Source organism: Methanobrevibacter sp., from assembly GCF_045541095.1.
Taxonomy (GTDB): domain Archaea; phylum Methanobacteriota; class Methanobacteria; order Methanobacteriales; family Methanobacteriaceae; genus Methanocatella.
This window is the reverse complement of sequence record NZ_JAZQIJ010000140.1, coordinates 1-11,600: the sequence shown is the minus strand read 5'-3', so window position 1 is coordinate 11,600 and position 11,600 is coordinate 1. Positions and strand designations below refer to the sequence as shown.

Below are 11,600 nucleotides of genomic sequence, written 5' to 3'. Positions count from 1 at the left end.
AGATGAAAAAAATCTCATCTACATTTTTTCAGGTGCAGTAACACCCAAAATATCTAAAGCGTTTTTAATAGTGGTTTTGGCTCTGTCAACCAAAATGAGCCTGGTATCTTCCACATCAGAACCTATGACCTGTTCTGATTTATAGAACTTGTTGAATGAACCGGCTAAGTCTTGAGCATATTGGGTAATATTGTGCACTCTCTTTTTGTTTGCACAGTCTTCAACAACCTGTGGGAATTTGGCGATTTGTCTTACCAAGTCCTGTTCGGCATCATTTGGAACCCAGTCATCTGCTACTTCCAAAGCACTTATATCCTTACCTGATTTTTCAAGCAGTTTGCATGCTCTTGCATGAGCATATTGAATGGAAGCACAACCTCTTTCAAAGCTTAAAGCCTCATCCCACTTGAATGTCAAGTGTTTTTCAGGGGACAGCTTAGCGATGAAGAATCTTACAGCACCAACACCAATCTCTTCAGCCATTGGGGCGATTTCTTCCTCGGTCAAATCAGGATTTCTTGATTTGATTTCATCATGTGCCCTTAAAACAGCCTCATCAATAAGTTCATCAACTGATACAAATTTACCTCTTCTTGTTGACATTGAACCTTCTGGAAGAGTAATGAATTCATAAAAGATTACTTCAGGAGCTTCCTGTCTGAATATTTCTTCAAATATTACTTTAATCTGTTTTGCGGCCAATTTATGGTCAGAACCTAAAATATCAAGAACTGTGTCACCTAAAGTAGCTTTATATTTGTGGTATGCCAAATCACGGGTGGAATAAAGTGAAGTTCCATTGGAACGGCGTAAGACAAACTCTTTTTCAATGTTGAAGTCTGTCAAATCAATGTATAAGACATCGTCCTCTCTTGTAAATCCTTCTCTTTTGATATAGTTGACCAAAGCGTCAACTTCACCGTTTCTGACAAACTGGCCTTCCCAGACGAAGTCGTCATGGACAATGTTCATTCTTAAAAGTGATTCTTTCATTCCGCTGATACATTTGGAGACAACATCCTCAAAGACCTTGTTCAGCTCTTCATCTTCGCCTTCCTCATATTTTTGGATTAATTCATCGACTTTGGCATTTAGAGCTTCATCCTCTTCAACGGCCTTGTTTGCATCAAAGTACAATTTACCGATTTTGTGGTCGATTTTATCTCCTTCATAATCTTCAATCTTCAATCCGCATTCGGTTATACCGCATACAATGATTGCAATTTGTCTTCCCATATCATTTACATAATATTGGGTTACAACATCACGGCCACCTAATTTCAGAAGTCTAGCAAGTGAATCTCCAAAAATAGAGTTTCTGATGTGTCCTATATGAAGAGGGCCGTTAGGATTTGCTGAAGTATGTTCCAATACTATTTTTTCACCGCATTCAGGAAGCTGGCCGTAATTTTCATCGACCTTTTCCAAAAGCATTTTTGAAAATTTGGAATAGTCTATGAAGAAATTAACGTAAGGGCCGAAATTCTGAACTTTGGAAAATATTTCAGGTACTTCAATTTTTTCAACGAGTTCCTTTGCAACCTCAGGAGGAGAAGTCCTTAACTTTTTAGTAAGTGCAAATGCAATAGTACTTGCCAGGTCTCCCAATTGAGGATTTGGAGGAAATTCCAATTTGAAATTCCTGTCGATTTCTACATCATATTGATCTAATGCCTTATTTATGGCATCAATAGCTTGTTTTTCAATTTCAAAATACATTAACTCACCTAAATAAACATTATAAACCTCTTAACCAGAGGGAAAGATATCCAATTTTTGGAATAATAACCAAATTATCACCAAGGGTCACTACCTTTTCTGTAATCTGGTCTGCATTAACATAATATGGGTCAGGAGCATTGTTATTGTCTCCCTTAATAACATACATCGTAGTTCCGTTGACATCGACTATATTGATAATTCTGTGAATGACAGGCTGGTTAAACCATTTTGCATCATAAACAACAACATCGCCTACTTTAACATCTTTCGGGTCAAATTCGTGCAGGCCAAGGAAATCTGCCTTTTCTACAAGTACAATATCTCCCCTATAGAATGCAGGCTCCATACTTCCTGAAACAACTACATTCAAATGTTGTGCTGCAATCAAAACTATTACAAGAATAACAATATATGATGCAACTTCCTTAAAGTCTATTTCCATAATATTACCTTCTTCTTTTTCTGAATGCTTCCTGAAGAGCTATTTCAATGGCATCTGAAGTTTTCTGAATATCCTCCATGCTGTGTGCATTTGAAATAAAGTTGCATTCAAATTGTGATGGAGGAATGAATACGCCCTGTTTCAGCAATGATTTGAAGTATCTCAAGAACTGTTTTCTGTCTGATTGCTGAGCATCGGCATAATTGTAAACCGGAGCAGGATTGAAATAAATCTGGAACATTGATGCAAGCCCGACTGGCTGTATATTGTATTCTTCATCTTCTACAATAGACTGAATGTTTCCTCTAAGATAGTTTCCTTTCCTTTCAAGCTCCTTATAAAATGCATCATCGAGTTGTGTCAAAGTGGAAATACCTGCCTGAACAGAAACAGGGTTACCTGAAAAAGTACCTGCCTGATAAACAGGTCCTTGCGGTGCAATCAATTCCATGATTTCTCTTTTTCCACAGAATGCACCCATCGGAAGCCCACCGCCTACAATCTTACCTAATGTGGTCAAATCCGGAGTGACTCCATAATACTGCTGAGCTCCACCGCGTGATGCTCTAAAACCAGTGATTACTTCATCAAATATTAATACAATATCATTTTCTTCAGTGATTTTTCTAATAAATTCTAAAAAACCAGGTTTAGGTTCAATACATCCAACATTACCCATTACCACTTCCATAATGATACAAGCAATGTTTTCACCTTCTTTTTCGATCAATTCTGTCAAAGCCTCTTCATCATTGAAAGGAACTGACAATGTATTTTTGGTAGTATCGGCAGGGATGCCCGGACTGTCAGGTAATGTGGCAGCACCTGAACCGCCCTTTACTAAAACATAATCATGTGCCCCATGATATGCTCCTTCAAATTTAACTATTTTATCTCTACCAGTAAAACCTCTTGCAAGTCTTATTGCACTCATTGTAGCTTCAGTTCCACTGTTACAGAACCTTACCATTTCAGCGGAAGGAATTCTGTCAACTACTTCCTTTGCAAGATTTATTTCGTTTTCGGTAGGAGCACCATAAGCGGTTCCAATAGTCAATTGATTTGAAACTTCCCTTACAACTTTAGGATCAGCATGTCCCAAAATTAAAGGACCATAAGCCAAACAATGGTCGATGTAGGTTTTTCCATCCTCATCAGTTATTTTTGAACCACCTGCGCTTTTAACAAAAAACGGATAAGGTTTAAATGCACGCACAGGGGAATTTACTCCACCAGGAAAATAATTTTTAGATTCATTGAATAATTCTTCAGAATACATTTTATCACACTACAAATGTTGAATTAATGAATTTACACATGCAACGGCAATAGGTGTTCCACCTTTAGGCCCTTCGACAACTATATTTGGAATATTTGAATTTTTTAAGGCTTCTTTAGAATCGGCAGCTCCAACAAAACCAACAGGAACACCAACAATTGCCTTAAGATTCATTTCTCCTTTTTGATATAAATCCATAGCTTCAAAAACAGCTGTTGGAGCATTTCCTGAAACAACAATTCCTTCAAAATCGTTTTGTGCAGCATACCTCATTGCGGCTGCAGCTCTGGTAATTTGATGCTCTTTAGCTATTTTAACAACTTCTTCATTTTTGATATAACACTCAACATCCCCTTCATATCTAGTAATTCCATATTTAACCATATTAATATCAGTTAAAATAGTTTCCTTATTTTTCAGGGAAGCCATAGCTGCATCTACAAAATCAGAACTCATATAGACTAATTTTGCATATTCAGGATCAGCAGTTGAGTGAACAATCCTTTCAACGATGTCTCTTTCTATAGGTTTTAAGTCTTTGACATCATCACCAATAAGGCCACGGATAATTTCACGACTCTTGTTTGCGATATCCAAACCTTGCTTGGTAGATGCACCCATGAACATTTTGTCTGTCATAGTATAAATTTTGAATAATATATATGTTAAATATTATGCATGATTCTTAAGTCAAGGCCAAAAACTATTTTTGAGATGCAGAAATGCCTGCAAGATAACCTGTCGAAAAGGCTATTTTTAAATTGTATCCTCCGGTAGGGCCATGCAAGTTCAAAACTTCGCCGGCAAAATACAGGTTAGGAATTACGCTAGATTCCAAGGTTTTGGAATTTACATAGTTTAAATCAATGCCTCCAATTGTAACCTTTGATAAATCCTTATTGAAAGAGGTTATTTCAAAAATGAACCTTTTTAAATTCTCAATCAATCTGTTTTTTGCTTTTTTGTTTATATTGGATAACTGAATTTCACTGTCAATGCCTATATCATCCAAAAAGAATTCTATGAAACTGTTTGTTAAAAAGAGTTTTAAATAGTTTTTAAGTTTTGTTTTTCCTTTAAGCTGAAAATCCTTATTGAATTTGTCCTGAAGCTCTTCACGTGACAGTTCAGGAATTAAATCAATTGCTATTTCCAAATCCAAGTCGACATTTTCATCTTCTAATAAGTTATAACTTATACTTTCTGAAATCTCATTGCTCAGATTGATTACTCCGGGACCGGTAAGGCCAACGTGTGAAAACAGAACATTACCCTTAACCCTGCTTTTCTTATAACTTATAACCACATCATACAATGTTACACCGGCAATTGAAGAGAGATCTTTTTTAGTGATTAACGGCACTAGGCCGTATTTGATGTCAGTTATGGGCTGTGAAGTTAAAGAATAATTTTTTGGACTGCAACCGGTTTGCGGATAGGTAACACCGCCAGTGGCAATGATAATTTTTTGAGCTTTTAACTTATCATTTATAACAAAATCATCACTGATGCTTTTAACTTCAAAGTTATAAATCAAATCAACATCATCTAACTTATCACTTATAACTTTTAAGATATCACTTGACTTTTCACTTTTTGGAAAAACCCTGTTGTCATCTTCCTCGATGAAATCCAAATTAAAAAAAGAAAATAAGTCCTCATTAGTAAATGAGTAAAAAGAGTGTTTTAAAAAATTTTTATTAGAATATGAATTCAATAGCTTTTTTATTGGTTTGTTATTAGTTATATTGCATCTTCCTCCACCGGTAATTAACAATTTACGGCCCAATTGGGAATTTTTTTCAAGCAATACAACTTTGGAAGTTTTACTAGCAGCAACAGCCGCCATCATTCCAGCAGGGCCGCCACCAATAACAGCTATATCATATTCTTTCATAGTCTCTAAGGGGTTAATCTGTGTCTGTCTCTTGGGAAGAGTACACATTCACGGATGTTTTCAGCGCCGGTGAGAACCATAGTCAATCTGTCAGCACCTACACCCCAACCAGCATGAGGAGGCATACCGTATTCAAACGCTTTAAGATAGCTGCCAAATCCTTCAGGATTTAATCCTCTTTCTTCGATTTGTTTTACAAGTAAATCATGTTGGTGAACACGGGTTGCACCAGAGGATAATTCCAAGTTGTTGTACATTAAATCGAAAGCATGAGAGTATTTTTCATCGCCTTCTTTTGGCATTACATAGAACGGTTTGATTTCAGATGGCCATTCGGTTAAGAAATAGAATCCGCCCATAGCGTCTCCTAAAACTTTTTCAGCTTCACGGGATAAATCTTCACCCCATTGCATTTCAACATCACCAGCATTTACGATTTCAAGAGCTTCATCGTAAGTTACAACTGGGAATCTTTTTTCAGGAACTTCAATTTGGTGGTCTAAAATTTCCAATTCGTTTGCACAGTTATCATTCACATCTGTGATTACTTTAACAAGCATGTCATTTAAGATGTTCATAACATCGACATCATCCATGAATGAAGCTTCCGCATCTATGGAAACTGCTTCGTTCAAGTGTCTTAATGTGTCATGCTCTTCTGCTCTGAAAATCTGACCGATTTCAAATACTTTGTCCATTCCGCTTGCCATCATCATCTGTTTGTACAGTTGTGGAGATTGGCCTAAGAATGCTTCTTTTTCAAAGTAAATAATAGGGAATAATTCAGTACCTCCTTCAGTAGCGGATGCTACAAGTTTAGGAGTGTTAATTTCATAAAATCCATTGTCATAGAAGAAATCTCTTATGGAATGGAACATTTGACCTTTGATTTTGAAAATTGCTGAAACGTTTTCTTTTCTGATATCCAAGAATCTTGAATCTAATCTTGTGTCAATTCCAGCTTTTACTTTTTCGGTAGGATCCATTGGTAAAGGTTGATTAGCTAGATTTAAGATTTTAACTTCTTTAGGTAAAATTTCAACACCGTTAGGAGCTTTAGGAGCTTCCTGAGCTAAACCTTTAATTGCAACAACAGATTCTTTTCTTAAACTTCTTAATTCTTCTAAAATTTCTGCTTCTACTTTTTTACTTGGAGCGGTAATTTGTACTCTACCTGTTACATCACGTAGAATAACAAACATAATTCCACCAAAATCACGGATTTCATGTACCCAACCCATGACTGTTACATCAGAGCCTGCAATATCAGCATTGCACTCGTTAGCGTAATTAGTTCTTCTCCAATCATTTAATAAACCTTGCAAAATATTCACCTCGGTTGTAAAAATAAAAATAATGATAAACTTTCATTATAATTTTAGTTTAGTTTTAATGTTTAATAAACATATGCTAAAAAAAAGATATTTCAGTATTTTGTTTGATATCAAATAAAATATATTATTGAAAAAAAATTAGTATATTAGATAAAGATCAATAATTAAAATTTGTCCTTATCCAATGTTTTAATAACTTTTGCGGGTGAACCTACAACAGCAGCATAATCTGGAACATCCTTAGTAACAATTGCTCCGGCCCCAACTATTGCGTACTCACCTACCGTTACACCAGGTAAAATACTGGCTCCGGCACCAATCCATGCGCCCTTTTTGATGTGAATCGGCCTGCAGACTAAGATTTGCCTGTCATATTCATCATGATTGTTGGATAGAAACTGTACATTTGCAGCCACCATAACATCATCTTCTATTGTAATGCCTCCGCGAGCCATTAAAAGTGAATTGGAATTGATGAAAACATTGTTTCCAATTTTGATATGGTCAAAAGCTGCACCTGCTATGGGAGCAATAATTTGTGAATTTTCACCTATGTTATCCCCTAACAATTCTTTTAACAAATCATTATATTCATCTGTCATAGGCATTGTATGATTTAGTTTGAAAACAAGCTCTGACATTTTCATTGCAGAGTTCATTTCCTCTGGAGTCATGTCCCTCATATCTACTCTAATTTCATTTGAAACCATAATATCACTAAAAATTAAAAAATTATAGTTAATAAGAAATATTAACTATTTTAATCTTGTTTTGAAAGAATTTGCATGTGCATAAAAACCTTCATATTCGGCTATCGGAACTGAAGTTTTAGACAGTTCTTTTAACCCTTCCTTTGTTATTCTTTGAACTGTTGGTTTTTTAATGAAAGCTTCAGTTGAAAGACCTGAATACATTTTAGCGCCACCACCAGTCGGTAAAACGTGATTAGTACCTGAACCGTAATCACCAGCCGCAACAGGAGAATAAGCACCTAAAAATATGGATCCTGCATTGTTGACATGTGACAATGTTTCATCATCATCTATTGTAGATATGATTAAATGTTCAGGAGCATATTCATTTGTAACATGAATTGCTTCTTCAAATGTGTTAGTGATAATAATTTTTCCACTTTTAGATAATGACTGTTCAATTATTTCACGTCTTTCAGCAACTTCTGTTAATTGCTTGACATGCTCATCAGTTTTTAATGCTAACTCTTCACTATCAGTAACCAAAAAGCAGGATGCGTTTGGATCATGCTCTGCCTGTGCCAAGATATCAGTTGCTAAAAATTCAGGATTAGCAGAATCATCGGCCAAAATCAATACTTCTGATGGTCCGGCCGGGAATTCTATATCTACTTGACCATATACCAGTTTTTTTGCAGCAGTTACAAATATATTTCCAGGACCGACAATTTTTTCTACACGAGGAATGGATTCGGTACCATATGCAAGACCTGCAATAGCCTGAGCACCACCGACCTTATAAATTTCATCAGCACCTGCAATGTCAGCAGCTACTAAAATTGCATCCAAAATTTTACCGTCCTTTTGAGGAGGGGTCACACAGATTACCTTTTTAACACCGGCAATTTTTGCAGGTATCACTGTCATCAATATAGATGAAGGATATGCCGCACGGCCTCCAGGTATATAACAGCCAGCTGAGTTTATAGGCCTTACAATCTGGCCTGCAACTATGCCTGGATTAACTTCCATTTCCCATTCAGACGGAATTTGCTTTTTATGAAATTTTTCAATGTTTTCTGCAGCCTGTCTTAAGGCAGCAAGTAAAGAATCATCTAATGTATCATAAGCCTCTTTAATTTCATCCTTTGATACTTTCAAATTTTCTATCAATACACCGTCAAATTTTTCAGTATATTCTATAATAGCCTTGTCCTTATTAATTTTGACATTATTTAAAATATCGGAAACTATATCTAAAACCTTATTTACATCCTCTTCAGAGCGTTTAATTGTTTCAGACAAATCAATATCGGAATAATTTAATATTTCCATATTATTACCTCAAAATAGCGCCGGTATCTGCAGAGTGAACAAGTTTTTGGTATAATGCTAACCACCCATCAACTTCACTTTCAGGGTGTTTGACATCTTTTAATCTATTGGCTATTTCCTCATCGGAAAGTTCAACATTGATTAATCTATTGTTGATGTCAATTTCTATTATGTCTCCATTTTGAATTGCGGCAATCGGTCCGTTCTCCATAGCTTCAGGAGATACATGGCCAATACATGGCCCTCTGGTTCCGCCTGAAAATCTACCGTCTGTTATTAATCCTACATCCTTGATGTTCATACCTGCTAGTGCGGATGTTGGATTTAACATTTCACGCATTCCAGGACCTCCTTTAGGTCCTTCATATCTGATTACTACAATATCCCCTTCACTGATTTCATGATCGAAAATTGCTGCAGTAACTTCCTCTTCTGAGTTGTAAACTTTTGCAGGTCCTTTAAGATGCATAAGATTATCTGCAACTGCACCTTTTTTAACAACACTACCATTAGGAGCAAGATTACCTTTTAAAATTGCAATTCCACCATCTTCATGAACAGGATTATCCAAAGTATGAATAACATCAGTGTTTTTATTTTCAACTGTTTCCAAGTTTTCCTTAATGGTTTTACCAGTTACTGTTAATTGATCTGTGTCAATTTTATCTCCTAAAGTTTTTAAAACAGCCTGAATACCTCCGGCCAAGTGTAAATCCATCATTGAATCTTCACCTGCTGGAGAAATTAGGGCAATATGTGGAACCTTTTTGGAAATTTCATCGAAAAGTTCCAAATCAACATTGACACCTTCAACCTCATTAGCTATTGCAGGAATATGAAGTGCGGTATTTGATGAACCGCCTAAAGCCATGTCAACTGCAATTGCATTGTTGAATGCTTCCTGTGTCATGATGTCTGATGGTTTGATGTCCTTTTCAACTAGTTTGATAATTTGTTTACCTGATTCAAAAGCGATTTTGTTGTTTTCTTCTGTCCTTGCATGAGTTGTTGCACATGATGGTAAGGATAAACCAAAGGTTTCTGTAATACATGCCATAGTATTTGCAGTAAATAAACCTGAACAGCTTCCAGCTCCAGGACATGCGCATTTTTCAAGAGCATATACTTCATCTTCAGACATCTTACCGGCAGAATTAGCACCTACAGCTTCAAAAACAGTAATCAAATCAACATTTTTACCGTCATATACTCCGGATTGCATTGGTCCTCCTGTAACAACAATACTAGGTACGTTAACACGTGCTGCACCCATTATCATTCCAGGAACTACCTTATCACAGCTTGGAATCAATACCAGACCATCGAACGCATGACCTTTGGTCATACTTTCTACAGTAGCTGCAATAATTTCCCTTGAAGGGAGTGAATATTTCATTCCTTCATGGTTCATGCTTATTCCATCACATACGGCCATGGTATCAAATTCAAATGGAATACCGCCAGCAGCAATTATTCCTTCTTTAACAAACTCAACAAGTTCCTTTAAGTGTATATGACCTGGTACAATATCTGTAAAACTGTTTGCTATTCCAATGAATGGCTTATCAAAGTCATCATCTGTAAGGCCACAAGCTCTTAAAAGAGACCTGTGAGGAGCTCTTTGAATACCTTTTTTAATATTATCACTTTTCATTTAATCACACTAAAAATTTAATCATAAATATATATGGAATTAATATCTTTTATAGTATGTTAATTTATTGGGCAAATTTAAAAAAATTTAAAATTTAAAAAAGAATTTTTGCATAAAAAAATAGAACGAATATAATATATTGAAATAGAAAAAAATACATGAAAAATACTATTATAATATCTAAATTGACAATAATTTTTTGATATAGGCATCCCCAAAATAATATTAAGGTGGATGCTGATCTTGTAACAAAGAATGATAAAAAAATAATATAGTAATGAAATATTTCATTCAATTTTTCGAGCAACACACTTCCATTTTTGAGCCCTTACCTCATCAAAGAAATACTGTGAAAATACTTCTATTACAAAATTATTGTCATTCAAAATTTTAGCAATTTCTTCAATAGAATAATCTCTTTCACAAACTGTGTCACTCCACAATAATTCATTGTTTTCATAATATTCAACATTAATTTTAACAATATTTCCTTCTCTTTGAGGGGTATAAGAAAGATTTTTAAAATTATCTGAAGATTTGCTAACTTTTTCAAGAGGTATAATATCAAAATAATTTATATCAAAAATAAATAAACCGTCAACTCTAAGATGTGTGTTAACATTTTGAATTATTTTTTTAATATCGTCAGTATTGGTTATATGATTCAAAGCATCGTCAGTGCAGGTGATAAAATCATATTTTTCACCATCATGATAATCAATAATATCATGTTTTATAAATTCAATGCCCGGATAATTTTTTAAAGCAATAGCCAACATTCCCCCGGATATATCCACACCTTTTGTTTCAATAGCTTGTTCTTTAAAAAAATTGCATAATGTTCCAGTTCCGCAGCATAAATCTAAATTTTTCCTGAAATTTTCATTTGGATGCACATTAGTGAAATATTTTAACATTGATTTGCCAAAGACTACGGAAAAATCGCTAACGCCACAGTCATCATAAACTTCACTGAATTTGTCATAAAAATCATACATATTATAATATTTATTAATTAACATGTTTAAAGATAAAAAATTTAAGATATTATACTTCTAAATTATGAGTCTGCCAAATTAATTAGGTTGATGGTTAATTTTTTTTGGAATAATGTTGCCGCATTATCTCATTCTACATACACTAAACAAACAGCACGTAACATATATTCAGAGAATATAATAGGTTATGTATAAAAAAAAATGGAATAATTTAGTTTTAAGGAAAATATACAAAATATCAAAGTAC

The 11,600-nt window shown here is 34.9% G+C and carries 10 protein-coding genes; all 10 read right to left on the bottom strand.

Annotated features, from left to right (window positions below):
- Positions 1-18: 18 nt before the first annotated feature.
- Positions 19-1,719: an arginine--tRNA ligase gene (gene argS, locus ACKI2P_RS06110; RefSeq protein ID WP_407375970.1), complete on the bottom strand. Its 1,701-nt coding sequence runs from the start codon at positions 1,717-1,719 to the stop codon at positions 19-21.
- 19 nt (positions 1,720-1,738) lie between these two features.
- Positions 1,739-2,164, bottom strand: a complete 426-nt coding sequence (locus ACKI2P_RS06105; RefSeq protein WP_407375968.1) for a signal peptidase I — start codon at positions 2,162-2,164, stop codon at positions 1,739-1,741.
- Between the two features lie 4 nt (positions 2,165-2,168).
- Entirely contained in the window at positions 2,169-3,443 is a 1,275-nt protein-coding gene (hemL, locus tag ACKI2P_RS06100; RefSeq protein WP_407375966.1) for a glutamate-1-semialdehyde 2,1-aminomutase, read from the bottom strand.
- Positions 3,444-3,452: 9 nt separating this feature from the next.
- Positions 3,453-4,082 carry a cobalt-precorrin-8 methylmutase gene (locus ACKI2P_RS06095; RefSeq protein WP_407375964.1) on the bottom strand — a complete coding sequence of 210 codons (630 nt, stop codon included), beginning with the start codon at positions 4,080-4,082 and terminating at the stop codon, positions 3,453-3,455.
- Between the two features lie 64 nt (positions 4,083-4,146).
- Positions 4,147-5,340, bottom strand: coding sequence for an NAD(P)/FAD-dependent oxidoreductase (locus tag ACKI2P_RS06090; RefSeq protein WP_407375962.1), 1,194 nt, complete (start codon positions 5,338-5,340; stop codon positions 4,147-4,149).
- Positions 5,341-5,345: 5 nt separating this feature from the next.
- Positions 5,346-6,665 carry an aspartate--tRNA(Asn) ligase gene (aspS, locus tag ACKI2P_RS06085; RefSeq protein WP_407375960.1) on the bottom strand — a complete coding sequence of 440 codons (1,320 nt, stop codon included), beginning with the start codon at positions 6,663-6,665 and terminating at the stop codon, positions 5,346-5,348.
- Between the two features lie 173 nt (positions 6,666-6,838).
- A complete protein-coding gene (locus ACKI2P_RS06080) occupies positions 6,839-7,384 on the bottom strand; it encodes an acyltransferase (protein ID WP_407375959.1) in 546 nt (181 codons plus the stop codon).
- A gap of 45 nt (positions 7,385-7,429) precedes the next feature.
- Positions 7,430-8,701, bottom strand: coding sequence for a histidinol dehydrogenase (gene hisD, locus ACKI2P_RS06075; RefSeq protein ID WP_407375957.1), 1,272 nt, complete (start codon positions 8,699-8,701; stop codon positions 7,430-7,432).
- 4 nt (positions 8,702-8,705) lie between these two features.
- Positions 8,706-10,355 carry a dihydroxy-acid dehydratase gene (gene ilvD, locus ACKI2P_RS06070; protein ID WP_407375956.1) on the bottom strand — a complete coding sequence of 550 codons (1,650 nt, stop codon included), beginning with the start codon at positions 10,353-10,355 and terminating at the stop codon, positions 8,706-8,708.
- Positions 10,356-10,642: 287 nt separating this feature from the next.
- On the bottom strand, positions 10,643-11,272 hold the full coding sequence (locus ACKI2P_RS06065) for a class I SAM-dependent DNA methyltransferase (protein ID WP_407375955.1): 630 nt from the start codon (positions 11,270-11,272) through the stop codon (positions 10,643-10,645).
- Positions 11,273-11,600: the final 328 nt, after the last annotated feature.

What these genes read in the sequence shown, in the direction of transcription:
- argS (WP_407375970.1), bottom strand. Translation starts at nt 1,719, where the DNA reads ATGTATTTTGAAATTGAAAAACAAGCTATTGATGCCATAAATAAGGCA.
- ACKI2P_RS06105 (WP_407375968.1), bottom strand. Translation starts at nt 2,164, where the DNA reads ATGGAAATAGACTTTAAGGAAGTTGCATCATATATTGTTATTCTTGTA.
- hemL (WP_407375966.1), bottom strand. Translation starts at nt 3,443, where the DNA reads ATGTATTCTGAAGAATTATTCAATGAATCTAAAAATTATTTTCCTGGT.
- ACKI2P_RS06095 (WP_407375964.1), bottom strand. Translation starts at nt 4,082, where the DNA reads ATGACAGACAAAATGTTCATGGGTGCATCTACCAAGCAAGGTTTGGAT.
- ACKI2P_RS06090 (WP_407375962.1), bottom strand. Translation starts at nt 5,340, where the DNA reads ATGAAAGAATATGATATAGCTGTTATTGGTGGCGGCCCTGCTGGAATG.
- ACKI2P_RS06080 (WP_407375959.1), bottom strand. Translation starts at nt 7,384, where the DNA reads ATGGTTTCAAATGAAATTAGAGTAGATATGAGGGACATGACTCCAGAG.
- hisD (WP_407375957.1), bottom strand. Translation starts at nt 8,701, where the DNA reads ATGGAAATATTAAATTATTCCGATATTGATTTGTCTGAAACAATTAAA.
- ilvD (WP_407375956.1), bottom strand. Translation starts at nt 10,355, where the DNA reads ATGAAAAGTGATAATATTAAAAAAGGTATTCAAAGAGCTCCTCACAGG.
- ACKI2P_RS06065 (WP_407375955.1), bottom strand. Translation starts at nt 11,272, where the DNA reads ATGTTAAAATATTTCACTAATGTGCATCCAAATGAAAATTTCAGGAAA.